This window comes from Arthrobacter sp. H-02-3 (assembly GCF_003097355.1).
Lineage (GTDB): Bacteria > Actinomycetota > Actinomycetes > Actinomycetales > Micrococcaceae > Arthrobacter > Arthrobacter humicola.
In genome coordinates, this window is record NZ_PYUI01000003.1 from 131,203 (window position 1) to 157,544 (window position 26,342).

General features: G+C 67.6%; 19 protein-coding genes. 3 read left to right on the plus strand and 16 right to left on the minus strand.

Annotated elements, in window-relative coordinates; all coding sequences use genetic code 11:
- Positions 1-6: 6 nt before the first annotated feature.
- The 13 genes from gap to C9424_RS04725 form a co-directional block, all read right to left on the minus strand.
- On the minus strand, positions 7-1,017 hold the full coding sequence (gap, locus tag C9424_RS04665) for a type I glyceraldehyde-3-phosphate dehydrogenase (RefSeq protein ID WP_116765744.1): 1,011 nt from the start codon (positions 1,015-1,017) through the stop codon (positions 7-9).
- Between the two features lie 265 nt (positions 1,018-1,282).
- On the minus strand, positions 1,283-1,906 hold the full coding sequence (locus C9424_RS04670) for a superoxide dismutase (RefSeq protein WP_018772998.1): 624 nt from the start codon (positions 1,904-1,906) through the stop codon (positions 1,283-1,285).
- 103 nt (positions 1,907-2,009) lie between these two features.
- Positions 2,010-2,990, minus strand: coding sequence for a DNA-binding protein WhiA (gene whiA, locus C9424_RS04675; RefSeq protein ID WP_091247880.1), 981 nt, complete (start codon positions 2,988-2,990; stop codon positions 2,010-2,012).
- A gap of 10 nt (positions 2,991-3,000) precedes the next feature.
- Entirely contained in the window at positions 3,001-4,020 is a 1,020-nt protein-coding gene (locus C9424_RS04680; RefSeq protein ID WP_116765745.1) for a gluconeogenesis factor YvcK family protein, read from the minus strand.
- Positions 4,020-4,943 carry an RNase adapter RapZ gene (gene rapZ / locus C9424_RS04685; protein ID WP_116765746.1) on the minus strand — a complete coding sequence of 308 codons (924 nt, stop codon included), beginning with the start codon at positions 4,941-4,943 and terminating at the stop codon, positions 4,020-4,022. Before rapZ ends, C9424_RS04680 begins: the two co-directional genes overlap by 1 nt.
- Before the next feature lie 121 nt (positions 4,944-5,064).
- Positions 5,065-7,071 carry an excinuclease ABC subunit UvrC gene (gene uvrC, locus C9424_RS04690; protein ID WP_091247886.1) on the minus strand — a complete coding sequence of 669 codons (2,007 nt, stop codon included), beginning with the start codon at positions 7,069-7,071 and terminating at the stop codon, positions 5,065-5,067.
- Positions 7,072-7,139: 68 nt separating this feature from the next.
- The gene (locus C9424_RS04695; RefSeq protein WP_116765747.1) at positions 7,140-7,808 is read right to left on the minus strand and encodes a lysophospholipid acyltransferase family protein; all 669 of its coding nucleotides are present in this window, start codon (positions 7,806-7,808) and stop codon (positions 7,140-7,142) included.
- Entirely contained in the window at positions 7,795-8,538 is a 744-nt protein-coding gene (locus tag C9424_RS04700; RefSeq protein WP_202615769.1) for an HAD hydrolase-like protein, read from the minus strand. The genes C9424_RS04695 and C9424_RS04700 overlap by 14 nt, the downstream gene beginning before the upstream one ends.
- Before the next feature lie 170 nt (positions 8,539-8,708).
- Positions 8,709-11,657 carry an excinuclease ABC subunit UvrA gene (gene uvrA / locus C9424_RS04705; RefSeq protein ID WP_116765749.1) on the minus strand — a complete coding sequence of 983 codons (2,949 nt, stop codon included), beginning with the start codon at positions 11,655-11,657 and terminating at the stop codon, positions 8,709-8,711.
- Positions 11,658-11,725: 68 nt separating this feature from the next.
- Positions 11,726-12,118 (minus strand): GntR family transcriptional regulator, encoded by a 393-nt coding sequence (locus C9424_RS04710; protein ID WP_116765750.1) that lies wholly within the window; start codon positions 12,116-12,118, stop codon positions 11,726-11,728.
- Positions 12,115-13,992 (minus strand): ABC transporter ATP-binding protein, encoded by a 1,878-nt coding sequence (locus C9424_RS04715; protein ID WP_237563311.1) that lies wholly within the window; start codon positions 13,990-13,992, stop codon positions 12,115-12,117. Before C9424_RS04715 ends, C9424_RS04710 begins: the two co-directional genes overlap by 4 nt.
- 113 nt (positions 13,993-14,105) lie before the next feature.
- Positions 14,106-15,926, minus strand: coding sequence for an ABC transporter ATP-binding protein (locus tag C9424_RS04720; protein ID WP_116765752.1), 1,821 nt, complete (start codon positions 15,924-15,926; stop codon positions 14,106-14,108).
- A gap of 135 nt (positions 15,927-16,061) precedes the next feature.
- Entirely contained in the window at positions 16,062-16,841 is a 780-nt protein-coding gene (locus C9424_RS04725; RefSeq protein ID WP_116765753.1) for a trans-aconitate 2-methyltransferase, read from the minus strand.
- Positions 16,842-16,986: 145 nt separating this feature from the next.
- Between C9424_RS04725 and C9424_RS04730 the strand changes: the two genes are divergently transcribed.
- From C9424_RS04730 to C9424_RS04740, 3 genes are all read left to right on the plus strand, one after another.
- Positions 16,987-19,533 (plus strand): DEAD/DEAH box helicase, encoded by a 2,547-nt coding sequence (locus C9424_RS04730; RefSeq protein ID WP_116765754.1) that lies wholly within the window; start codon positions 16,987-16,989, stop codon positions 19,531-19,533.
- A gap of 87 nt (positions 19,534-19,620) precedes the next feature.
- Positions 19,621-20,154, plus strand: a complete 534-nt coding sequence (locus tag C9424_RS04735; RefSeq protein ID WP_116765755.1) for a GNAT family N-acetyltransferase — start codon at positions 19,621-19,623, stop codon at positions 20,152-20,154.
- A 19-nt stretch (positions 20,155-20,173) separates the two neighbouring features.
- A complete protein-coding gene (locus C9424_RS04740; protein ID WP_116765912.1) occupies positions 20,174-21,520 on the plus strand; it encodes an alpha/beta fold hydrolase in 1,347 nt (448 codons plus the stop codon).
- Positions 21,521-21,615: 95 nt separating this feature from the next.
- Here the strand turns inward: C9424_RS04740 and C9424_RS04745 are convergent, their stop codons facing one another.
- From C9424_RS04745 to uvrB, 3 genes are all read right to left on the minus strand, one after another.
- The gene (locus tag C9424_RS04745) at positions 21,616-22,971 is read right to left on the minus strand and encodes an MFS transporter (protein WP_116765756.1); all 1,356 of its coding nucleotides are present in this window, start codon (positions 22,969-22,971) and stop codon (positions 21,616-21,618) included.
- A gap of 87 nt (positions 22,972-23,058) precedes the next feature.
- A complete protein-coding gene (locus C9424_RS04750; RefSeq protein WP_116765757.1) occupies positions 23,059-24,087 on the minus strand; it encodes a TerC family protein in 1,029 nt (342 codons plus the stop codon).
- A gap of 162 nt (positions 24,088-24,249) precedes the next feature.
- The gene (gene uvrB, locus C9424_RS04755) at positions 24,250-26,331 is read right to left on the minus strand and encodes an excinuclease ABC subunit UvrB (protein ID WP_116765758.1); all 2,082 of its coding nucleotides are present in this window, start codon (positions 26,329-26,331) and stop codon (positions 24,250-24,252) included.
- Between the last annotated feature and the right edge of the window lie 11 nt (positions 26,332-26,342).

Here is a 26,342-nt window from a genome sequence, read left to right on the forward strand (position 1 = left end):
CTTACCCTAGCTCAGCTTGGACGCAACAAGCTCCGTGAGGTCCACGAGGCGGTTGGAGTAACCCCACTCGTTGTCATACCAGGACACAACCTTGACCTGGTTGCCGATCACCTTGGTCAGGCCGGAGTCGAAGATGGAGGATGCCGGGTCGCCGACGATGTCCGAGGAGACAATGGGCTCGTCGGTGTAGGTCAGCAGGCCCTTGAGCTCTTCGCTCTCGGAGGCTGCCTTGAGGGCGGCGTTGACTTCCTCGACGGTGGTTTCGCGCGAAACCGTGACGGTCAGGTCCGTGGCCGAGCCGGTGGGGACCGGGACGCGGATGGCGTAACCGTCCAGCTTGCCCTTGAGCTCGGGCAGGACCAGGCCGATTGCCTTGGCCGCACCCGTGGAGGTGGGGACCATGTTGATGGCGGCGGCGCGGGCGCGGCGGAGGTCGTTGTGCGGGCCGTCCTGCAGGTTCTGGTCGGCGGTGTACGCGTGGATGGTGGTCATCAGGCCGCGCTCGATGCCGAAGGCGTCGTTGACAACCTTGGCCAGCGGGCCGAGGCAGTTGGTGGTGCAGGAGGCGTTGGAGATGATGTGGTGCGCAGCGTCGTCGTACAGTCCGTCGTTGACGCCCATCACGATCGTGATGTCCTCGCCGGAGGCGGGGGCGGAGATCAGGACCTTCTTGGCGCCGGCGTCGATGTGCTTCTGCGCGTCGGCGGCCTTCGTGAAGAAGCCGGTGGACTCGATGACGATGTCAACGCCGAGCTCGCCCCAGGGCAGCTTGGCGGGATCGCGCTCGGCGAGGACCTTCACGGTCTTGCCGTCGACGACGATGTTGCCGTCCTTGACCTCGATGGATTCCGCCAGGCGGCCGCCGACGGAGTCGTACTTGAAGAGGTGAGCGAGGGCTTCCGGGCTCGTGAGGTCGTTGACCGCAACGATCTCAAGGTCGGCGCCCTGTGCGAGGGCGGCGCGGAAGTAGTTGCGGCCGATACGGCCAAAGCCGTTGATGCCAATACGGGTCGTCACGTTTTCAGTCTCCTTGGTGCTCTTGCGAGCACGACTAGTTGAGAAGGCGTTCAAGCCAACTAACAGATCCCGCACGCCATTGGGCAGAGATAATTACCAGATCGGAGGGCGACCAGCCACGTTGCTGAAGGCTAACCGCCTTCCGTGATCCATCTTACGTTTAACTGGGACTGCCCCCGCAAGTGCGGGGGCAGTCCGTCCACATTTCGGGCCGAAGCGGCCGTAATGTGAGCTTTGTTACAAACAGGAGTCGGTCCTGTCACGCTTACAGCGTGATGAGGCCCGTCGCGTTCTTGCGGGCGGCGTCGAAGCGCTTGGCGACGTCGGCCCAGTTCACGATGTTCCAGAACGCCTTGACGTAGTCGGCCTTGACGTTGACGTAGTCCAGGTAGAAGGCGTGCTCCCACATGTCCAGCATCAGCAGCGGAGTGGTGCCGAGCGCGACGTTGCCCTGCTGGTCATAGAGCTGCTCGATGACCAGGTTGCCGCCGATCGGCTCGTAGGCCAGGAAGCCCCAGCCGGAGCCCTGCAGGCCCAGCGCCGCGGCGCTGAACTGGGCACGGAAGGCGTCGAACGAGCCGAAGGCGTCGTCGATGGCTGCAGCGAGCTCGCCTTCGGGCTTGTCGCCGCCGTCCGGGGAGAGGTTCTTCCAGAAGACGGAGTGGTTGATGTGGCCGCCGGTGTGGAACGCAAGGTCCTTGGAGAGGCGGTTGATGTTGGCGAAGTCGCCCTTTTCGCGCGCCTCGGCCAGCTGGGCGAGGGCGTTGTTGGCGCCGGCCACGTAGGCCGCGTGGTGCTTGCTGTGGTGCAGCTCCATGATCTTCGCGGAGATGTGCGGCTCCAGCGCTGCGTAGTCATAGTCGAGCTGAGGCAATACGTACTCGGTCACAAAATCCTCCAATGTCGTGGACGGGTTGTCCGGTTCGGTAACTCTCGGATTGTGCATCCGGATGCGGGGCATCCGGAAATCTGTTCTTGATTCTAAGGTGACGCTAGTCGTCGAGCATTTCCGGCGTCACATTGGCTTCCGTGCCCGGGATGCCGAGGTCCTGGGCCCGCTTGTCCGCCATCGCCAGGAGCCGGCGGATCCGGCCGGCAATGGCGTCCTTGGTCATGACAGGGTCGGCGAGGCGGCCGAGCTCGTCCAGGCTGGCCTGCTTGTGCGCGACCCGCAGCTCCCCGGCGTACTTGAGGTGGTCCGGGACGTCGTCGCCTAGGATTTCCAGGGCACGGTCCACCCGGGCGCCGGCGGCGACGGCGGCCTGGGCGGAGCGGCGCAGGTTCGCGTCATCGAAGTTCGCGAGCCGGTTGGCGGTGGCACGCACTTCCTTGCGCATGCGGCGTTCCTCCCAGACCATGAGCGCGTCGTGGGCGCCCATGCGGGTCAGCAGCGCGGCGATCGTGTCGCCGTCGCGGATCACCACACGGTCCACTCCCCTGACCTCGCGGGCCTTGGCCTGGATGCCGAGCCGGCGGGCAGCGCCGACGAGGGCCAGGGCCGACTCAGGGCCGGGGCAGGTGACTTCCATGGAGGAGGAGCGGCCGGGCTCGGTGAGTGAGCCGTGGGCCAGGAAGGCGCCGCGCCAGACGGCCTCGGCGTCCGCGGCCGATCCGTTGACCACTACGGAGGGCAGGCCCCGGACGGGCCGCCCGCGGGTGTCCAGGAGACCGGTCTGGCGGGCCAGGGCCTCGCCGTCGCGGACCACGCGCACCACGTAGCGGCTGCCGCGGCGCAGGCCGCCGCCGGAGACGACGATGATCTCGCTCTGGTGGCCGTACACTTCGGCGATGGCGGCACGCAGCCGCCGGGCGGTCGATGCGAGGTCGACCTCGGCTTCGATCACAATCCGGCCCGAGATGATGTGCAGCCCGCCGGCGAAGCGGAGCATGGCCGATACCTCGGCTTTGCGGACCGAGGACTTCTTGATATCCAGACGGGAAAGTTCTTCCTTGACTGATGCTGTCAGTGCCATGGCACCTTTCCTAACTATTCCCGAAAATATCGTGGTACGCCGTCGCCAGCCGCAACGGATCGTGGACCGGACGGCGACCAGACGCCCCCACTTTACCCAAGACCACCTCGGCACCGAGCATTCCGGCCGCCTGCTCGAAGTCGGGCAGGTCCTGGACCGACGCCGGATCGGCCAGGACGACGTCGACCGTGAAGTCCGGCGCGTACTCGCGCAGCACGCGGAGGTGGTCCGCGGCGGTCATGCCGGCGGTCTCCTTGGTGTCGGTGGCGAGGTTCATTGTCAGGCAGCGCCGGGCCGCCGTGTTGCACAGGGCCTCGCGCATTTCCGGGAGCAGCAGGTGCGGCAGGACGGAGGTGTACCAGGAGCCCGGGCCCAGGATCACCCAGTCGGCCAGTTCGATCGCGGTCAGGGCTTCCATGCAGGCGGGGGCGTCCTCCGGCAACAGCCGGACGCGTTCGAGGGACCCAGCGACGGCACACTTGGCCTGCCCCGTCAGGGTCTGCAACGCCGTGGTGCCGTCCGGGGCCGTGACCCGGACCTGGCCTTCGATGGTCAGCGGGATGCTGGACATCGGCAGGACTTCGCCGCGTGCGCCGAGGAGGGCGCCGGCCCACTTCAGGCCGGCGACCGTGTCGCCCAGGAGTTCCCAGAGGGTGACGATCAGGAGATTGCCCATGGCGTGCTCGTCGAGGGAGCCGCCGCGGCCCTTGCCGGGGGCAAAGCGGTGCTGCATGACGTCGCGCCAGGTGCGGCCCCAGTCGGTGTCATCGCACAGCGCGGACAGGGCCATGCGGAGGTCCCCGGGCGGCAGGACGCCGTACTCTTCACGGAGCCGGCCGGAGGATCCGCCGTCGTCCGCGACGGTGACGATCGCGGTGAGTTCGGAGGTGAGAAGCCGCAGGGCGGACAGCGACGCGGAGAGGCCGTGGCCGCCGCCGAGCGCCACTACGGAGGGGCCTTTGTCCTGCTGGCTTGCGAATGCCGCGCTAGCGGGCGGGACGAGGGGCAGCGGGCCGGTCAGCAGCGCCATTATTCGCGGCCCAGGTCCCGGTGCGTGGTGGTCACGGTGACGCGCGGATACTGCGCCAGCCTCCGTGAGAGCTCGACGGCCACCGCGACGGAGCGGTGCTTTCCGCCGGTGCAGCCCACGGCGATCGTGGCGTAGTGCTTGTTCTCACGCCGGTACCCGTCCAGGACCGGTTCCAGGGCCAGGACGTAGCGCTCCACGAAGTCGCTGACGCCCTGCGCTTCCAGCACGTAGTCGCTGACGTCCTTGTCCAGCCCGGTGTGCGGCCGCAGCTGCGGCACCCAGTGCGGGTTGGGGATGAAGCGGGCATCGGCCACGAAGTTGGCGTCCACGGGCAACCCGTACTTGAAACCGAAGCTCATGACGTTCAGCCGCAGGGCCACCGGACCGGTCTCACTGAAGAGCTCGGTGATGGCCGTCGCCAGGCCGTGCACGTTGAGGGAGGACGTATCCAGGACGATGTCGGCCGTGTCCCTCAGCTCACGGACAAGCTCCCGCTCGGCGGCGATGCCGTCGAGGATCCGGCCGCCGCCCTGAAGCGGGTGCGGCCGGCGGCCCTGCTCGAAGCGGCGGACCAGGACGTCGTCGTTAGCGTCGAGGAACAGCACGCGGAAGGTTACCCCGGAGGCCTCGAGGGCGCGGAGGGCAGCGCGCATGTCCGCGAACAGTTCCTTGCTCCGGACATCCATCACGACGGCAAGCTTGGACATCGAGTGCGGTGTGCGCGACACCAGCTCCGCGAGCGTGCCGAGCATCTGCGGCGGGAGGTTTTCCACGACGTACCAGCCGTGGTCCTCGAGGGCGTCCGAGGCGGTGCTCCGGCCGGCTCCGGACATGCCGGTCACCACGAGCAGTTCCGCCTCGACGGGTTTGACGGGTGTCATGCCGTCCTCATCCGTCCCGGATCCTGCCGTCGAGTCTGCCATCAGTGAAGCCCCATCTCTGCCTGTGCGTTTGCTGTTGCGGTCAGGTAGCGGCGCGGCCGCGGTGATGCCGCGCCCGTGCCGTTTCCCAAGTCTTTACCCTAGCTAAGTTTGTCGGAGCTAGCTAAGTTTCGAGGATTTCGCCGGTGGTCATGTTGATGGCCGGAACGGTGGCGGCTTCCTCGCCGTCGGCCGTGAAGTGCCGAACGATCGCAGCGGCCAGGGACGGGCCGATCCCCTTGGCGCCGGTGAGTTCCTCCTGGGTCGCCGCTTTGATGCCCTTGACGGAACCGAATTCGGCCAGGAGGGCCTTGCGTTTGGACTCGCCCAGTCCGGGCACGCCGTCCAGCGCGGAGACCGTCATGGCCTTGCCTCGCTTTTGCCGGTGGAAGGAGATGGCGAAGCGGTGGGCCTCGTCGCGGATCCGCTGCAGCAGGTACAGGCCGGCGGAGGCGCGCGGCAGGATCACCGGGAAATCGCTGTCCGGCAGCCACACCTCCTCGAGCCGCTTGGCCAGGCCGACAACGTACACGTCCTCGATGCCCAGCTCGGCCAGCGCCCGGGCGGCGGCGTTGACCTGCGGTTTGCCACCGTCGACGACGACGAGGTTGGGCGGGTAGGCAAACTTACTCCGCGGGGCCGGCGTCGTGGAGTCCGCGACCGCCGCCGCGGTTGCCGCTTCCAGCGCGGCCTGGTGTGCCGGTTTGGCCGCGGCGGCTGCCTGCTCGCGTTTCTCGTCGAGGTAGTGCCGGAACCGTCGGGTCAGGACGTCGTGCATGGCGGCGGTGTCGTCGGTGGCGGCGGCCCCGGTGACGGCGAACTTGCGGTAGTCGGACTTCTTCGGGAGCCCGTCTTCCACCACCACCATGGAGCCGACCACGTTGGTGCCCTGGACGTGGGAAATGTCGAAACATTCGATCCGCAGCAGCGCCACGGGCAGGTCGAGTGCCTCCTGGAGTTCCTGGAGGGCCTGGGAGCGCATGGTGAGGTCCCCGGCGCGCCGGGACTTGTGCAGTTTCAGTGCGTGCTCGGCATTGTCCCGCACGGTGGACATGAGCGCGGCCTTGTCGCCGCGCTGGGGCACCCGGATATCCACGCGGGCCCCGCGCAGGCCGCTGAGCCATTGCGCGAGTTCGGCGGCGTTGCTGGGTTCGGCGGGCACCAGGACCTCCCGGGGCAGCCTGCCTTGGACGCCGGCTTCCTCGCCGTAGACCTGCTGGAGCAGGTGTTCGACCAGCTCCGGGGTGGTGGAGTCCTCGACCTTTTCCACCACCCAGCCGCGTTGGCCGCGGATCCGGCCGCCGCGGACGTGGAAGACCTGGACGGCGGCCTCGAGTTCGTCTTCGTGGAGGGCGAAGACGTCCGCGTCCGTGCCCTCGGCGAGAACGACGGCGTTGCGTTCGAAGACCTTCTTCATCGCCACGATGTCGTCCCGCAGGCGCGCCGCCCGCTCGTAGTCGAGCTCGGCGACCGCGGCGGCCATCTCGCGTTCCAGCCGGTTCACGAAGGGCTTGGCTTCGCCGCCCATGAAGCTGCAGAAGTCCTCGGCCAGGGCACGGTGGTCCTCGGCGGAGATGCGCCCCACGCAGGGCGCGGAGCATTTGTCGATGTAGCCGAGCAGGCAGGGCCGGCCGCTGGCTTCGGCGCGTTTGAGCACGCCGGCGCTGCAGCTGCGCACGGGGAAGACCCGCAGCAGCGTGTCCATGGTGTCCCGGATCGCACCGGCGGTGTAGGGGCCGAAATACCGGGTGCCCTTGCGCCGGTCGCCGCGGAGCACCTGGACGCGCGGGTACTTCTCCCCCATCGTGACGGCCAGGTACGGGTAGCTTTTGTCGTCCCGGAACATCACGTTGAATCGCGGGGTGAATTCCTTGATCCAGGTGTATTCCAGCTGCAGCGACTCGAGCTCGCTGCCCACCACGGTCCATTCGACGCTGCTGGCCGTGTGCACCATGGCGTAGGTCTTGGGCATCAGCCCTGCCGGGTTGGCGAAGTAGGAATTCAGCCGGGAACGGAGGTTCTTGGCCTTGCCGACATAGATGACCCGGCCGTGCGGATCACGGAAGCGGTACACGCCCGGATTGGTCGGAATTTCACCTGTCTGGGGTCGGTAACTCGCTGGATCTGCCACGGTTCCAGTCTACTGAGCCTCCGGGGATGCCGCGGCACCGGCCCGGCCGGGAACCGCGGCTCCTCCCGCTACTCGACCGACTTGCTCTGGTTGTAGCTGGTGGAGCGTTCCTGGCCGCTCAGTTCCGCGATGGCGTCCATGATGCGGTCGGTGACCTGGCGGCGGGCCGGCAGCGAGTGGTCCGGTCCCGTCTTATCGAAGTACAGCGGCTCGCCCACCTTCATGGTGAAGTGCTGCGGTTTGACCGCTTTGCTGTCCGCCGGCTGCAGGTGCTCCGTGCCGATCAGGCCCACCGGGATCACGGGCGCGCCCGTCGTGAGGGCGAGCCAGCCGACGCCGGTGCGGCCTCGGTACAGGATGCCGTCGCGGGAGCGGGTGCCTTCGGGGTAGATGCCCACGCCGCGGCCGGCGTCGAGGATATCCAGCAGCGTCTTCAGCGCCTGGACGCTGGCGGCCTGCTCGCCGCGCTCGACGGGGATGGAGCCCACGGCCTCGAAGAAGGACTTCATGGCCTTGCCCTTGACGCCGCCGGTGGTGAAGTACTCGGCCTTCGCGAAGAACGCCACTGGCCGCGGCATGAGGGCCTGGACAATCACGCTGTCCAGGAAGGAGAGGTGGTTGGGGGCCACGATAAACGGGCCTTCCTTGGGCACGTTCTCCAGGCCGATGACCGTCGGACGGCACGTGGACGATATGAGCCCGCGCGTGGTCCAGCGGATTACGTCAAACATTTCCATCGGTGTGCACCTCGTTCAGGGCTGCGGTCCCCGGGCGTTCGGAGAGTCTTGTGATCGTTGCGTGAAGCGCCGTGGTGGTGTGCACGATCTCGACGGCGCCGGCCGCCTGCAGTTCGCCGTCGGGCGCAAAACCCCAGCCTACGCCGATGCAGTCCAGTCCGTTCGCGGCGGCCCCGGCGACGTCCTGCGCACGGTCGCCCACCATCACGGCATGGCTGGCCGTCGCCGGGACGGCGGCAGCCAGGTCCGAGAGCGCGGCGGCGACGATGCCGGCCTTGCCTTCGGGGACGGAGTCCGGTGCCGCGCCTGCCTCGTCGGCGGCCGAGCCGCGAATGCTGTGGAAGAGCCCGGCGATGCCGTGGTGTTCCAGCACGGTGCGGGCCAGACTTTCCGGTTTCTGGGTGGCGACGGCGATGGGCCGCCCGGCGGCGACGAAGCCTTCGAGGAGGTCGCGGATTCCGGGGTACAGCCGGCTCTGCGCGATGCCGGTGGACACGTAGTGCCGGCGATAGATCCGGATGACGTCCGCGAGGAGCGCTGCCGGTACGCCGGCGATTTCCGTGAGGGAATCGCTCAGTTTGGGTCCGACCATCTCGTCCATCCGGGCGGGGCCCGGAACCGGCAGTCCGAGTTCGGTGAGGGCCGCGGCGATTCCGCCCGTGATTCCCCCGGCCGGATCGACAAGAGTGCCGTCGAGGTCGAAGATCACGGGCACTGTTGTATGCGTCACCGGCTTAGTTTCTCACGAGTGCACGGATGCCAGAAATTCGCATACTCCTTCAGGAATACATCAGGGGGTTACGGCAGCCGAATACCTCGGGGGAATACTTGGCCGTGCCGCAGACCGGGAGCGCTACGCAGTGGTGCTCCCGGCCCGCACGCACGGCACGGGGTCCGATCTCAGGCGAGGAGCTCGGCGAGGAACGCCGCCGTGTGGCTTTCACTCGACTTTGCGACCTGCTCCGGGGTGCCGGAGGCCACAACCCGGCCACCGCCCGAACCGCCGTCAGGGCCTAGGTCCACGATCCAGTCGGCGCTCTTGATGACGTCGAGGTTGTGCTCGATGGTGATCACGGTGTTTCCCTTTTCCACGAGGCCCTGCAGCACCATGAGGAGCTTGCGGATGTCCTCGAAGTGCAGGCCCGTGGTGGGCTCGTCCAGGACATAGACGCTGCGGCCGTTGGAGCGCTTCTGGAGCTCAGCCGCGAGCTTCACGCGCTGGGCCTCGCCGCCGGAGAGCGTGGTGGCGGGCTGGCCGAGCCGGACGTAGCCCAGGCCGACGTCGACGAGCGTGTTGAGGTGCCGCGCGATCGGGGAGAACGCCGCGAAGAACTCGGCGCCTTCCTCGATGGGCATGTTCAGCACGTCCGCGATCGTCTTGCCCTTGTAGTGGACCTCCAGGGTTTCGCGGTTGTACCGGGCGCCGTGGCAGACCTCGCAGGGAACATAGACGTCCGGCAGGAAGTTCATCTCGATCTTCAGGGTGCCGTCGCCGGAGCAGGCCTCGCAGCGGCCGCCCTTGACGTTGAAGGAGAACCGGCCCGGCTGGTAGCCGCGGACTTTCGCCTCGGTGGTCTCGGCGAAGAGCTTCCGGATGTGGTCGAACACGCCGGTGTAGGTGGCCGGGTTCGAGCGCGGGGTGCGTCCGATGGGGCTCTGGTCGACGTGCACCACCTTGTCCAGGTGTTCGAGGCCCTGGACGGACTTGTGCCGGCCGGCCACTTGCTTGGCACCGTTGAGCTTGTTGGCGAGCACCTTGTAGAGGATCTCGTTGACGAGGGTGGACTTGCCGGAGCCGCTGACGCCGGTGACTGCGGTGAAGAGGCCCAGCGGGAAGGCTGCGTCCACGTTGAGCAGGTTGTTTTCCTTGGCGCCGACGACTTTGAGCTCGCGCTTCTTGTCGTATTTTCGCCGCTTCTTCGGTACCTCGATGGACTTCCGGCCGGAGAGGTAGTCGCCGGTCAGGGACTCCGTGTTCTTCAGCAGGTCCTGGTAGGAACCGGAGTGGACCACCATGCCGCCGTGCTCGCCGGCACCGGGTCCGATGTCCACGACCCAGTCGGCTTCGTGGATGGTGTCCTCGTCATGCTCCACCACGATCAGGGTGTTGCCCAGGTCCCGGAGCCGGGTGAGGGTCTCGATCAGGCGGCGGTTGTCCCGCTGGTGCAGGCCGATGGAGGGCTCGTCGAGGACGTAGAGCACGCCCACGAGCCCTGAGCCGATCTGGGTGGCCAGCCGGATGCGCTGGGCTTCACCGCCGGACAGGGTTCCGGAGGGCCGCTCCAGGTTCAGGTATTCGAGTCCGACGTCGAGGAGGAAGGTCAGCCGGGCCTGGATTTCCTTGAGGACCTGGTGGGCGATCTGCGCTTCGCGGCCCGTGAGGACGAGGTTGTCGAGGAAGTGCGCGCATTCGCGCATGGGCAGCGCGGCGACCTCGGCGATGGACTTGCCGTTGATCAGCACCGAAAGGGACGCGGGGTTCAGGCGTGCACCGTTGCAGGCCGGGCACGGGACCTGGCGCATGTACTCCTCGTAGCGGTCGCGCGCCGAGTCGGAATCGGTCTCGCCATGCTTGCGGTGGACGTACTGCACGACGCCCTCAAAGCCGGTGCTGTACTTGCGTTCCCGGCCGAAGCGGTTGCGGTACTGCACCACGACCTTGTGGTCCTTGCCGTGCAGCACGGTCTGCCGGACGTCGGCGTCGAGCTTTTCCCACGCCGTCGTCATGGAGAAGCCGAGTTCCTTGGCGAGGCCGCCCAGCAGCCGGTTCCAGTACTCCGTGGTGGCGGTGCCCAGCGACCACGGCGCAATGGCGCCCTCCGACAGCGAGAGCTCCGGGTTGGGGATGATGAGATCCTCATCGACTTCCAGCTTGGTGCCGATGCCGCTGCAGGCGCTGCAGGCGCCGAAGGGGTTGTTGAACGAGAAGGAGCGCGGCTCGATCTCGTCGATCGCCAAGGGGTGTTCGTTGGGGCAGGCGAGGTGTTCGGAGAACGCCCTGATCCGCTCGGGGTCGTCGGCGTCGAGGTCGACGAATTCGGCCAGGACGCGGCCCTCCGCCAGGCCGAGCGCGGTCTCGACGGAGTCGGTGAGGCGCTGGCTGATGCCTTCCTTGACCACGAGGCGGTCCACGACCACTTCGATGGTGTGCTTGAACTGCTTGCCCAGCTTGGGCGGATCGCTCAGCTGGACGAGCTCGCCGTCCACGCGTGCCCGCGAGTAGCCCTTGGCGGTCAGTTCCTTGAAGAGGTCGACGAATTCACCCTTGCGGCCGCGGACCACGGGTGCCAGCACCTGGAAGCGCGTGCCGTCCGGGAGTTCGAGCAGCTGGTCAACGATCTGCTGGGGGGTCTGCTTGGCCACGGGCTCGCCGCAGATGGGGCAGTGCGGCCGGCCCACGCGGGCCCACAGCAGGCGCATGTAGTCGTAAATTTCGGTGATGGTGCCCACGGTGGAGCGCGGGTTCTTGCTCGTGGACTTCTGGTCGATCGACACGGCCGGGGAGAGGCCCTCGATGAAGTCGACGTCGGGCTTGTCCACCTGGCCCAGGAACTGCCGGGCGTAGGCGGAGAGCGATTCGACGTAGCGGCGCTGACCTTCGGCGAAGATGGTGTCGAACGCGAGGGAGGACTTGCCGGAGCCGGACAGGCCGGTAAACACGATCATGGCATCGCGGGGCAGGTCCAGGTCCACGTTGCGCAAGTTGTGTTCGCGCGCGCCCTTGACGACGAGGCGCGTCATGTCCGGGCGTTTCAGCTCGGGACGGGACAGGACGGCCTCCCGGGCTGCCAGCGGTTCGACGGCGGACTGGACTTCAACGGCTGGATCTTCAGCTACAGCTTTAGGCACGAATCTAATGCTAATCGAAAACTTCTTCGAAAAACTATTCTGCTCGCCGTGGGGTCCGCCCGGATGTGCTAGTGGCGGTCGTAGGCGGCGGCCAGCAATTGCACGGCCTCGGCGAAGCTCGCGCCCTGCGCTTTGGCGGCCGCCGCGAACTCCGCCGCGGCGGCGGACAGCGAACTCCAGGCGGCATCGCGGGCACAGACGACCGTGCCGTTCCGGCCCCGCGTCACGACGACGCCGGCGGCCTCCAGTTCCTTGTAGGCCCGGGCCACAGTGTGGGGTGCGACGCCCAGTTCGGTGGCGAGGCTCCGCACGGCCGGCAGCCGGGTACCCGGTGCGAGCGTGCCGTTATCGGCGCGTTCAATGACGTACAGCCGTAGCTGTTCGAAGAGCGGGACGGAGCTGGCCGGATTGGTCCGCCAGGCACCGGGGAAACGCTCCCCCGCGGTGTCCGCGGGGTTCACTGTTCCGGCTCCCCGACGGCCTGCACCTGTTCGCGACCGGCGAACTGTGCGTCGTACAAATCCTTGTAGAGCCCGCTCCCGGCCATCAGCTGCTGATGGGTGCCGTGTTCAACGATCCGTCCGTGGTCCATGACGAGAATTAGATCAGCGTCCCGGACCGTGGACAAACGGTGCGCGATCACGAAGCTAGTGTGACCTTGGCGAAGCCGCTCCATGGCATGCCGGATCTGCACCTCGGTTCGGCTGTCAACGGAACTCGTCGCCTCATCCAGCACCAGGATGCTGCGGCCGGCGAGCTGCGCCCGCGCGATCGAGACGAGCTGGCACTGCCCCCGGCTCAGGGAGTCGCCATCGTTGCCGAGCATGGTGGCGTACCCGGCCGGCAGGGCCCTGACGAACTGGTCCACATGGCTGGCCCGGGCCGCCGCGACGATCTCGGCGTCGGTGGCCCCCGGCCGGCCGTACTCGATGTTCTCGCGGATGCTGCCGGTGAACAGCCACGCATCCTGCAGGACCGTGCCGAAGACGGACCGGAGCTCGTCCCGCGGGATGGTGGCGATGTCGGTCGAGTCCACCAGGATCCGGCCCGAGTCGAGTTCGTAGAATCGCATCAGGAGGTTCACCACGGTGGTCTTGCCGGCGCCGGTGTGTCCCACGATTGCCACGGTTTGTCCCGGCTCCACCGTGAAGGACAGGTCCTTCACCACGGGGGTGCCGGGGCTGTAGCTGAAGCTGACGTGCTCGAACGTGACGCGGCCCGCGGCCGTGCCCGGCGTCAGCGGAGCGTTGGCTTCCCGCAGGTCCCGGGGTTTGCGCCTGCCGTTGAACTTGTGCCGGCCATTGGTCTTGCGCGGGGTATGGATCTTGGGCGGGCTATGGACCGTGAGCGGGGTGCCGGCGCCGTGAAGCCTGCCGCCGCCGTTGGCCGCAGCGGCCGGCAGGGCGCTGTCCGGCGGGATCTCGGGAGCATCAAGCAGCTCAAAAACACGCTCCGCGGAGGCCAGGCAGGACTGCAGGAGGGTCAGCATTCCGCCGATCTGGCCCATCGGCTGGCTGAAAAGGCGGGAGAACTGGATGAAAGCCTGGATGCCGCCGATCGTCATGGCCCCGGTGGTGACCTGGAGCGCCCCCACAACGGCCACGGCAATGTAGTTGAGATTGGCGACGAACACCATGAGCGGCTGCACTATGCCGGACAGATACTGAGCGCGGGCGCTGGACCGCGTGAGTTTGTCGTTGCAGTCCCTGAAGCTCGCAGCCGACTCCTCCTGCCGGCCGAAGGCCTTGACGACTTCATGCCCCGTGAAGAATTCTTCGAGTTGGGCGTGCAGCGCCCCGGTACTGCTCCATTGTTCCGTGAAGTGCGCCTGGGAATGCTTGGCCACGAACACGGTGATGACCGTCGACACCGGCACCGAGAGAACCGCGATCAGCGCCAGCAGCGGCGAGAGCCAGAGCATCATGGCGAGTGCGGCGGAAAGCATTAGGACGGACATGATCAGCTGGTTGAGGAGCTGGTTGAGCGCCTGGGAGATGTTGTCGACGTCGTTCGTGGCCCTGCTGAGCACCTCGCCGCGGCGCTGCTCCTCGAAATGGCTGGACGGCAGCACATGGAGCTTTTGCTCCACGGAACCGCGGAGCCCGTAGCTGAGCCGCTGCACGGCCGTGGCGGTCAGGGCGCCCTGAATCCAGCTGAAGAGGGACGCCCCGACGTACAGGGCGGACACCGTCAGGAGACGCCCGGCCAGCGCCTGCTCGTCGAGGGCGCCGCCGAGGAATCCTGCGACCACGACGTCGGTGGCGTCACCCAGGACTTTGGGCGCGGCGACGTTGAGCGTCACGAACGCGCAGGTGGCCGCGATGACACCGGCCATCCGCCACTTGAGGGGCCGCAACAGGCCCAGCAGCCGGGCTGCGGCCCGCCACTTGGAGCGCTCCTTGGCCCCGGCCAGCGCGGCGGACTCCGTGCCCGATGCGCGGCCGCGGCTCACAGGGTTTCCTCCAGCACGAGCTGGGACGCGGCGATCTCCCGGTAGCTTGGCGAGGACTCCATGAGTTCGGCGTGTGTGCCCTGCGCGACGAGGCGACCGTCCTCCAGCACGAGGATCAGCCCGGCGTCCACGATCGTTGCCACCCGTTCGGCCACGATCAGCACAGTGGCCCGCTCCAGCAGAGGCTCGATCGCCGCACGGAGCCGGACATCGGTCCCGTAGTCCAAGGCGGAGAAACTGTCATCGAACAGGTAGACCGGCGAATCTTTGAGCAGTGCCCGGGCGATGCACAGGCGCTGGCGTTCGCCGCCGGAGAAGTTGGTGCCGCCCTGGCTGACGGGCGCGTCGAGCCCGAGGGGCAGGGCGCGGACAAAGTCGGCTGCCTGGGCGGACTCGAGTGCCTGCCACAAGTCCGGATCGGCGGCGGCCTGCGAACCGAGGCGAAGGTTTTCAGCGACCGTGCCGGAGAAGAGGTAGGAGTGCTGCGGGACGATGGCGATGAGGCCCCGCAGGGCCTCCAGCGGCATGGCCCGCACATTGCGTCCCCCGATGCTGATCTCGCCGCCGGTCGCGTCGAGGAAGCGGGGAATCAGGTTCAGGAGGGTTGTCTTGCCGCTGCCGGTCGCGCCGATGATCGCCGTCGTGGTCCCGGGGGCGGCGGTGAATGTGATGCCGTCCAGCACGGGCTCCTCGGCGCCGGGATAGGCGAAGGACACGTTGCGGAACTCGACGGCGTTTGCGGGGCGGGCAGTATGACGGGCATGCGACGTGCTCACCGGGCGTGCGGCATGTCCGGGCCGGGCCGCATCTTCGGGTTGTGCCTCATCGTCGGGCCGGGCAGGGCCGGCGTGCGCGCCTGCGGGGGCAGCCGGGTCCGCGATGGCCGGTTTCGTGTCCAGCACCTCGCGGATCCGTTCCGCGCACGCTGCGGCCCGCGGGGCGGTCATGAACACGTACATCGCCATCATGATGGCGATCAGGATTTGCAGGATGTAGGCGATGAACGCCGTGAGGGCGCCGAGCCGCATTTCGCCGGCGTCGATCCGGTGGCCGCCGAACCACACCACGCACACGGAGGACAGGTTGACCACCAGCATGATCATCGGCATCATCCCGGCCACCAGCAGGGCGGAGCGCAGGTTGTTCCGGGTGAGGTCCTTATTGGCTTCGTCGAAGCGGCGGATTTCGTGGTCCTGCCGGACGAAGCCGCGGATGACGTTGGCGCCGATGATCTGCTCGCGCAGCACGCGGCCGATCCTGTCGAGGAGCCCCTGGCCCTCGCGGTACAGCGGAATCAGGCGGCGCACGATCACCGTCATGATCACCGTGAGGATCGGAATCACGGCGACCACGATCCAGGACAGCACGACGTCCTGGTGCACGGCCAGCGCGATGCCGCCGATGAAGATGGCAGGGGCCGCGATCAGCATGGTGAAGACCAGGACTGCGAGGTTCTGGATCTGGGCGACGTCGTTCGTGGCCCGGGTAACGAGGCTGGGCGCACCGAAGACCCCGACCTCCTGGGAGGAAAAGGACTGCACCTTCGCGAAGAGTTCCCCGCGCAGCTGCCCGCCAAGCTCCATGGCGACGACGGCGCCCAGGTAACCGGCCGCGATAGCGGTAGCCACCTGCACGGCGGCGATTCCGGCCATCCAGCCGCCCAGATGGAGGATTTCCCCCGTGTCCCCGCCGATGATGCCGTCGTCGATGATCGCGGCGTTCAGGGTGGGCAGGAGCAGGTTGGCGGTGGTTTGCACGAGCTGGAGCACAACGATGGCCAGCACGCTCCCCTTATGCGCGGACAGTAACCGCGCCATCAGGCTTACTAGCACCGAACCTCCATCACTTGCCCAGGGCTCGGAATAGGAATCAGCCTAACGGCCGCCCCCACGCCGCCACGTCATTGTAAGCCCCATTCCGGAGTGCCTCGTGTCAACCGGCAGACACGCCTCTCACCCGCGCTTTTGCGCCACCGCAAAGGTGCGCCGGAACGGGAAGACGGTCCCGTGCCGGCCCGCCGGATACGCCTCGTCCAGTCGCGCCGAGTACTCGGCCTCAAAGTCCCTGGCCTCGTCTGCCGGAAGGGCGGCCAGGACCGGCCTGAGCCCCGTCCCGCGGACCCACTCCAGTACAGGGTGGGCGCCCGGGAGCAGTTGCAGGTAGGTGGTTTCCCACGCATCGGCGGCGCAACCGGCGTCGAGCATGATGTCGAGGTATTCCGCCGCCTCCCCCACTACGTCGTCGTGGCGCAGGACCCCGGCGAGCCGCCCGGCCCACGCCGGAGACTCGGCCAGCTCCCGCATCAGGGTGTGGGAGGGGGCGTTGAAGTTCCCCGGCACCTGTAGCGCGAACCAGGCCCCGGGTTTGAGGGCATCAAGCCACGCGGGCAACAACTCGCGGTGTCCGGGCACCCACTGCAGGGCGGCGTTGGTGACCACCACATCGGTCTCGCCGGAGGGCAGCCAGTGCCCGATGTCGGCCAGCTCATAGGAGAGGTTGGGGGACGCGGCCGCATGGTCCCTCGACTTGGCCAGCATCTCCGGCGAGGAATCCAGGCCCACCACCTGTGCCCCCGGCCACCGGTCCGCGAGAGTCGCGGTCAGGTTGCCCGGGCCGCAGCCGAGGTCGACGACGTGCCGCGGGGCTTCGGCGTGGATCCGCCCCGTGAGGTCAAAGTACGGTCTGTCCCGGTAATCACCGAACTGCACATACTTTTCGGGATCCCATTTCACGGCTACCTCCAGTCCCCGGCGCTGTTGTCCTACCCGAAGCGTAGCCCCGGCAATGTTGGCCAGCCAAGGAGCCACGCATCCGGCGGGCGCGGCGCACCAGCCCGCCGGTGCCGCCGGCAGCATGCGGGCACTAAGCTGGACAGCAATGAAACTCGTTGATCAGCTCCCCGCCCCGGCCGCCCGAGTTCCCGGCAGGACGGCCCTGGACCCGGACGAGCTCTACACCCGGTTTGTCGAGTGGACGGAGACCCGCGGCCTCGCCCTCTACACCGCCCAGGACGAGGCCATCATGGAGCTGGCTGCCGGGTCCAACGTCATCCTGGCCACGCCCACCGGGTCCGGTAAGTCCCTCGTGGCCATCGCCGCGCACTTCCAGGCCATGGCCCGCGGACAGCGCAGCTACTACACCGCCCCGATCAAGGCCCTCGTCTCGGAGAAGTTCTTCGCCCTCTGCGAGATCTTCGGGGCCGAGAACGTCGGCATGATTACCGGTGACTCCGGCGTCAACCAGGACGCGCCGATCATTTGCTGCACTGCCGAAATCCTGGCCAACATTGCCCTGCGCGAGGGTTCGGCGGCTGAACTCGGTGCCGTCATCATGGACGAGTTCCACTTCTACTCCGACCCGCAGCGCGGCTGGGCGTGGCAAGTGCCGCTGCTGGAACTGCCCCAGGCGCAGTTCCTGCTGATGTCGGCGACGCTCGGCGATGTCAGCCGCTTCGAGGAAGGGATCAGCGCCCTGACCGGCCGTCCGACGACGACCGTCAGTTCCGCCGAACGCCCTATTCCGCTGCACTACTACTACGAACAGACTCCGGTCCACGAGACCCTCGAAGAGCTGCTCGCCACCAAGCAGGTCCCGGTCTACGTGGTGCACTTCAGCCAGGTCGAGGCGATCGACCGGGCACAGAACCTGATGAGCATCAACGTCTGTACCCGCGAGGAGAAGGACAAGATTGCCGAGCTCATCGCCGGGTTCCGCTTCGCCGCGGGCTTCGGCAAGACCCTCAACCGGCTGGTCCGGCACGGGATCGGCGTCCACCACGCCGGCATGCTGCCCAAATACCGCCGGCTTGTGGAGCAGCTCGCCCAGGCCGGCCTGCTGAAGGTCATCTGCGGCACCGACACCCTCGGGGTGGGCATCAACGTGCCGATCCGCACCGTGCTGCTCACGGCACTGAGCAAATACGACGGCGTGCGCACCCGGCTGCTGAACTCCCGCGAGTTCCACCAGATCGCCGGGCGGGCCGGACGCGCCGGCTATGACACCGCCGGGACCGTGGTGGTCCAGGCCCCGGAGCACGTGACCGAAAACGTGAAGGCGATGGCCAAGGCCACCGCCAAGTTCGGCGACGACCAGAAGAAGCTGCGCCAGGTGGTCAAGAAGAAGCCCCCCGAAGGCTTTGTATCCTGGGGCGAACCGACCTACAAGCGGCTCGTAGAGTCGGTGCCGGACCCGCTCACGTCCAGTTTCACTGTGACGCACGCGATGCTGATGAACCTCATGGAACGTCCCGGCGACCCGTTCCAGGCCGCCCGGCGCCTGCTCACCGAGAACCACGAGACCCGGTCCTCGCAGCTGCGGCTCATGAAGAAGGCCCTGGGCATCTACCGCGAACTGCTCGCTGCCGGCGTCGTGGAGCGCATCCCGCTTCAGGAGCAGGGGCCGGACGGCCGCACGGTCCGGCTCACGGTCCACCTGCAGGCCAACTTCGCCCTCAACCAGCCGCTGTCCCCCTTCGCCCTCGCAGCGCTGGAACTCCTGGACCCGGAGTCGCCGTCGTACGCCCTGGACGTCGTGTCCGTGATCGAGGCGACCTTGGAGAAGCCGCGCCAGATCCTGTCGGCCCAGCAGAAGAAGGCGCGCGGCGAAGCCATCGCGGCGATGAAGGCCGACGGCATCGAGTACGACCAGCGCATGGCGATGCTCGAGGAAGTCACGTACCCGCAGCCGCTCGCCGAGATCCTCGGCGAGGCCTTTGAGGTCTACCGCAAGGCCGCCCCGTGGGTGGGCGACTTTGAACTTGCCCCCAAGTCCGTGGTCCGGGACATGTACGAGCGCGCCATGAACTTCGGCGAATTCGTGCAGTTCTACGGCCTGGCCCGCTCCGAGGGGATCGTGCTGCGCTACCTCGCCGACGGTTTCAAGGCACTCCGGCAGACCGTCCCGCAGGACGCCCTCCGGGAGGACCTGGAGGATCTCATCGCCTGGCTGGGCGAACTGGTCCGGCAGGTTGATTCCAGTCTGCTCGACGAGTGGGAAGAGCTGACCTCCGGCGCCGCGCCCACCCCGCATGACGCTCCCCCGCCCCCGCCGCCGTCGCTGACCTCCAACGTCCGGGCCTTCCGGGTGATGGTGCGCAACGAGATGTTCCGCCGCGTGGAGCTCTTCGCCGATGAAGCCGCCACGGCCCTGGGCGAGCTCGACGCCGGGTCCGGCTGGGACGCGGAACGCTGGGAGGATGCGCTGGATGATTACTTCGACGAACACAACGACATCGGCACCGGCCCGGACGCCCGCGGCCCGGGGCTCCTGATCATCACCGAGGAACCCGGGGTGTGGAAGGTCCGGCAGATCTTCGATGACCCGGCCCGCCACCACGACTGGGGCATCTCCGCCGAGGTGGACCTGGCGGCCTCGGACGAGTCCGGGACCGCCGTCGTCCGCGTCACGGACGTCAACCGCCTCTAGCGGGACTGCGCCTACTGTCTGGCATGCGGCACGGGCACCCGCGAAGGCCGTCACCCGCCCGGCAGATGCCCCGAGTAAACTCGAACAATGAGTGTAATTCGGCCTGCCGCCCCGCATGACGTCCCTGCCATCCTGCAGATGATCCACGACCTCGCCATCTACGAGAAGGAACCGGACGCCGTCCGGAACACCCCCGAGATGCTCACCGGGGTCCTGTTCGGCGAGAACCCCCGGGTCTTCGCCACCATGGCGGAAAACGCCGACGGCGAGGTCCGCGGTTTCGCCCTCTGGTTCCTGAACTACTCCACGTGGGAAGGCGTCCACGGGATTTACCTGGAGGATCTCTACGTCCGGCCCGAGGCCCGGGGCGAGGGCCACGGCAAGGCACTGCTCCAGCATCTGGCCGCCACCGCCGTCAGCCGCGGGTATGCGCGGGTCGAATGGAGCGTCCTGGACTGGAACGAGCCCTCGATCAACTTTTACAGGAAGCTCGGCGCGGCCCCGATGGACGAATGGTCCACCTTCCGCCTCACCGGCGCCGCGCTGGAAGCTTTCGGCGGCTCCGGCGCGGGCTCGGGCGATTTCCGTGCAGGCGTCCGCGAGGAGGCCACCCGTGGTTGATCTTCCGGTGACGGGGCTCATGGGAGCCGCCCTCCTCGAGTCCGGATCCAGCGTCCGGCGCCACGTCCGGGCGCGCCACACTTACCGCGGCATGCGCACCGCGGAACACTACTTCCAGGTACCCCTGGACCACTTCAGCGAGGACGGACGCCGCGGCGAGACCATCACGGTGTTCGCCCGCGAATACGTGTCCACCGAGCACAGCGAGGAAGCGGCGGCTGAGCTTCCCTGGCTGCTCTACCTGCAGGGCGGCCCCGGCGGGCGCGGTAACCGGTTGCCGTCCCTGGGCGGCTGGAGCAAGGCCGCGGCACGGGACTTCCGGATCCTCATGCTGGACCAGCGCGGCACCGGCCTGTCCTCGGCAATCGACCGCAACACGCTGCCCCTACGCGGCAGCGACGCGGCGCAGGCCCGCTACCTGACGCACTTCCGCGCCGACTCCATCGTCGCCGACGCCGAGGCCATCAGGTCGGCCCTGGGAGCCGCGCCCTGGACCGTCTACGGCCAGAGCTACGGCGGATTCTGCGCCCTCAGCTACCTCTCCTTCGCGCCCGAGGGGCTGCGCGAGGTGCTCGTGACCGGCGGCCTTGCCCCGCTGGGCGGCTCCGCGGACCGCGTGTACCGGGCAACGTTTCAGCGCGTCGCGGCCCGGAACGCCGAGTACTTCAGCTGGTACCCCGAGGACCGTGCCGCCGTCACCCGGATCGCCCGGCATCTGCGGGAGACGGAGGAATTCCTGCCCGACGGCGGCCGCCTCACCGTTGAGCGCTTCCAGATGGTGGGTTCCTTCCTGGGTGGCAACACCCGGGTGGATGCGCTCCACCACCTGCTTGAGGACGCCTTCGTGGCCACACCCGACGGCGACCGACTCTCGGACGCGTTCCTGGAACAGGTCCGGGGTCTCGTGTCCCGGGCCGCGAACCCCCTGTACGCGCTGATGCACGAATCCATCTACGGCCAGTCCGCGGCCACCGACTGGGCCGCCTGGCGGGTCCTGGCGGAATTCCCCGAATTCCGCCCCGACGCCGCGGAGCCGCTCCTAACCGGTGAAATGGTCTACCCCTGGTATTTCGAGCAGGACCCGGCCCTGCGCCCGCTGCAGGGCGTGGCACGGCTGCTCGCCGAGAAGGACGACTGGGGCCCGCTCTACGATCCGGAGCGGCTGGCCTTCAACACCGTGCCCGTCGCTGCGGCCGTGTACACGGACGACATCTACGTGGACCGCGAGCTCTCCCTGGAAACCGCGGCCGCCGTCCGTGGCCTGCAGGTGTGGGAGTCCGACGAGTTCCATCATGACGGCATCGCGGACGACGGCGAGGCGATCTTCGGTCGCCTGCTGGGGATGGCCCGCTCCGCCCCCCGCTGAGCGGGCATACGGACCCGGCTTCCGCCACTGCACGGACATCGGGCGTGCGGACATCCGCCGTGTGATCAGCTGCTGTGCGGGAAGGGGTCGTGCTGCTAGGCCGCTGCGGCGGTTGCCCGGCCCCTCGCCGCAGCGGGGACGGCGACGGCCAGCACCCCCGCGGCGAGGGCGGCTGCGGCCAGGTTCAGTCCCTGGTAGCCGACGCCGGCCATCACGAGGCCGGAGAAGCCGGCGCCGAGCGCCCCGGCGGCCCCCATGAGGGTGTCTGAGACGCCCTGGACAAGGACGCGGTCCTCGGCGGAGACGCTTTCGGCGAGGAGCGTGGAGGCCGCGATGGTGGCCGCCGACCAGCCCAGGCCGAGCAGTACCAGTCCCGCCGTGACCAGGACGGGTTGCTGCTGCCCGAATCCGGCGACGCAGACGGCGAGCAGAATCAGCCCGTGCCCCAGAATGATCACGGGGAGGCGGCCGGTCTTATCGGTGAGCCAGCCCATCACCGGCGAGAGCGCGTACATGCCGGCGATGTGCAGCGAGATCGTGAAACCGATCAGGACCAGGAGGTCCGTGCTGGCGGCATGGACATGTCCGGCCGGCATGTCGGCCATGGGGCCTTCGGCGAGGAGCTGGAGATGCAGCGGGGTCATCGACATCACGGCCACCATGCAGCCGTGCGCGGCCACGATCGCGAACAGGGCCAGGCGTGCCCGCGGTGACTTCCGGACAGCCCGGAGGCCGGCGCGGAGGCCGTGCCGGCGTCGGGCAGCCGTGGTGCCTTTCGCCGCCAGAGGCTCGCCGGCCGTCCTGATCCGGGCCGCGAGCAGCAGCGGATCCGGGCGCAGGCCGATGACCAGCAGCACGGCGGCCAGGGCCAGCCCGGCGGCGGAGAACACGAACGGTCCGGCCAGTGCCGGCAGGCCCAGGGCCTCCCCCACAGCTGCTCCCGGACGGATCAGGTTGGGTCCGGCGACGGCGCCGATCGTCACCGCCCAGACAACGATGGCGAGGGACCGTCCGCGGTGTTCGGCGTCGGCGAGATCGACGGCGGCGAAGCGGGCCTGCAGGTTGGCGGCGGTCCCCAAGCCCAGCAGCGCGGCTCCCAGCAGCAGCACCGGGAACATCCCGGACACCGTGGACGCGATGATGAGCAGGGAGCCGGCCATGGCCGACAGCTGGCCGGTCACGAGCGCCGCCCGGCGGCCCCGGCGTCCGGCCAGGCCGGCGAGGGGCAGCGCCGCGACGGCGGCGGCCAGTGTCACCGCTGTGGTGACGGAACCGGCCCAGGCATTGGAGCCGGACAGCTGGACGGCCAGCAGGGAGCCGACGGAGAGACTGGCACCGCTGCCCACGCTGCTCAGGAGCTGGGCAACGCTCAGGACGGAAACGGTGCGGCGCTGGACCCGGTGCAGGTCCAGCGCCGCAGAGTCACGTGCCGCAGGGTAGAAGGTCTTCACGGTCCGAGCATAACGCGTCCGGCACGTGCCGGCGCCTGCCGGAAGGCGCCGGCCGAAGGCCCGCGCCGCGGACCGGTCGCGCCGGAGCTATTCGACGTCGCTCAGGCTCTTGCGGGCGTCCTCTTCGAGCCGGGCGTCCAGCTTGGATTTGGACGCCTTGGAGCTGATCAGGCTCGCGATCACCGCGATGATGATGGTGCCGATGATCACGGCGAGGGAGACGTAGGTGGGGATCTCCGGCGCCCATTCGATGTGCTGGCCGCCGTTGATGAAGGGCAGTTCATTGACGTGCATGGCGTGCAGGACCAGCTTGACGCCGATGAACGCCAGGATGACGGACAAGGCGTGCTTGAGGTAGATGAGCCGGTTCATGAGGCCGCCGAGCAGGAAGTACAGCTGGCGCAGGCCCATGAGGGCGAAGATGTTCGCCGTGAAGACGATGAAGGCGCTCTGGGTGAGGCCGAAGATCGCCGGGATGGAGTCGACCGCGAACAGCAGGTCCGTCATGCCGATGGTGACAAAGACGATCAGCATGGGGGTGAAGACCTTCTTGCCGTCCACCACCGTGCGGAGCTTGCCGCCGTCGAACTTTTCGGACATCGGCAAGACCCTGCGAATCCGGGCGATCAGCGGGTTTTCCTTGTCTTCCTCGTCCTCGCCCTCGTCCTGGGCCTGCTTCCACGCGGTCCAGAGCAGGAAGGCGCCGAAGATGTAGAAGACCCAGCTGAACTGCTCGATCACGATCGCGCCGAGCATGATGAAAATGCCGCGCAGGATCAGGGCGATGATGATGCCCACCATGAGCACTTCCTGCTGGTACTTACGCGGTACCGAGAAGCGGGCCATGATGATGATGAACACGAACAGGTTGTCGATGCTGAGGCTGTATTCCGTCACCCAGCCGGCGATGAACTGGCCGCCGAACTCCGGTCCGGTGAAGGCGAACATGGCGCCGGCGAACACCAGGGCCAGGGCCACGTAGAACGTGACCCACAGTCCGGCTTCTTTCATGGAGGGCTCGTGCGGGCGCTTAAGCACCATCAGCAGATCAATGGCCAGGATGATGCCGAGAACGACAAACGAGCCGATCTCGAACCACAGGGGAAGGTCGGGCACGGGGAAATACCTTTCGTAGGGTACAGCTCAGCGGTGTAAGTCTCTCCGACCGCCGGCGCGTGGTGCCGCCGTGCTGCCCGCTACGCCCGGCACGGCATCGTAGCCGTGCGTGTTGACGATCGTAGCGCTTGGGATACTCCCCTACGTTCGTCCGAGTTTACCCTAGGCGTGCCCCGCCGACTGCATTTGCCGCAGTTCCTTCTTCAGGTCCCCCACCTCGTCGCGGAGCCTCGCCGCGAGCTCGAACTGCAGCTCCCCGGCCGCGGCGTGCATCTGCTCCGTGAGCTGTTCGATCAGCCCGACAAGGTCCTCGGCCGGGGCCGCCGCGAGCCCGTCGGCCCGGATGACCGCGGCGCCCTTGCCCTTGCCGCGGTTCTTGCCTGCCGCCGCCAGCAGTTCGCGGGTGTCCGCGTCTTCCTTGGCCAGCTGGTCGGTGATGTCCGCGATCTTCTTCCGGAGCGGCTGGGGGTCGATTCCCTTCTCCGTGTTGTAGGCGACCTGGATAGCGCGCCGGCGGTTGGTCTCGTCGATCGCGTGGGCCATCGAGTCAGTGATCCGGTCCGCGTACATGTGCACCTGGCCGGACACGTTACGTGCGGCGCGGCCGATGGTCTGGATCAGTGAGGTGGACGAGCGCAGGAAGCCCTCCTTGTCCGCGTCCAGGATGCTCACCAGCGAGACCTCCGGGAGGTCGAGGCCTTCACGGAGCAGGTTGATGCCCACGAGGACGTCGAAAACGCCCATCCGCAGTTCCCGCAGGAGCTCCACGCGGCGCAGGGTGTCGACATCGGAGTGGAGGTACTCCACCTTCACGCCGTGGCCCAGGAGGTAGTCGGTGAGGTCCTCGGCCATCCGTTTGGTCAGCGTGGTCACCAGGACGCGCTCGTTCTTGGCCGTGCGGGTGCGGATCTCGCCCAGCAGGTCATCGATCTGGCCCTTGGTCGGCTTGACGATCACCTCGGGATCGATCAGGCCGGTGGGCCGGATGATCTGCTGCACAAAGCCGTCGGACTTGCCGAGCTCGTACTTGCCCGGAGTGGCGGAGAGGTAGACGGTCTGGCCCACGCGCTCAAGGAACTCATCCCATTTCAGCGGCCGGTTGTCCATCGCCGACGGCAGCCGGAAGCCGTGGTCCACCAGCGTCCGCTTGCGGGACATGTCGCCCTCATACATGGCGCCGATCTGCGGGACGGTGACGTGCGATTCGTCGATCACCAGCAGGAAGTCGTCCGGGAAGTAGTCGATGAGGCAGTGCGGCGCGGTCCCGCCGTCGCGGCCGTCGATGTGCCGGGAGTAGTTTTCGATGCCGTTGCAGAAGCCCATCTGCTGCATCATTTCGAGGTCGTAGGTGGTGCGCATCCGCAGCCGCTGGGCCTCGACGAGCTTGTTCTGGCTTTCCAGGACCTTGAGGCGTTCGGCGAGCTCGTCCTCGATTTTCGTGATGGCCCGGCTCATGCGTTCCGGCCCGGCGACGTAGTGCGAGGCAGGGAAGACGTACATCTCGGTCTCATCCCGGATCACCTCGCCGGTCAGCGGGTGCAGCGTGTAGATGTTCTCGATCTCGTCGCCGAAGAACTCGATCCGGATCGCCAGTTCCTCGTACATGGGGATGATTTCCACGGTGTCGCCGCGGACCCGGAACGTGCCGCGGTGGAAGTCCATGTCATTGCGGGTGTACTGCATGGCGACGAACTTCCTCAGCAGGTCGTCGCGGTTCATCTCCGCACCCTTGCGGAGCGTCACCATGCCGGCGATGTACTCTTCCGGGGTGCCGAGGCCGTAGATGCAGGACACCGTGGCGACCACCACGACGTCGCGCCGGGTCAGCAGGGCGTTCGTCGCGGAGTGGCGCAGACGTTCGACTTCCTCATTGACGGAGGAGTCCTTCTCGATGAAGGTGTCCGTCTGCGGCACGTAGGCCTCAGGCTGGTAGTAGTCGTAGTAGGAGACGAAGTACTCGACCGCGTTGTTGGGCAGCAGTTCGCGGAATTCGTTGGCCAGCTGCGCGGCAAGGGTCTTGTTCTGCACCATCACCAGGGTGGGGCGCTGGACCTGCTCGATCAGCCACGCCGTCGTCGCGCTCTTACCGGTACCCGTGGCGCCAAGCAGCACCACGTCCTTCTCGCCGTTGCGGATCCGCTCGGTGAGTTCCGCGATCGCCGCCGGCTGGTCGCCCGCGGGCTGGAAGTCGCTGATGACCTCAAAGGGCGCCACGACACGGTTGATTTCCTGGGCAAGGCTCATGTATCTAATCT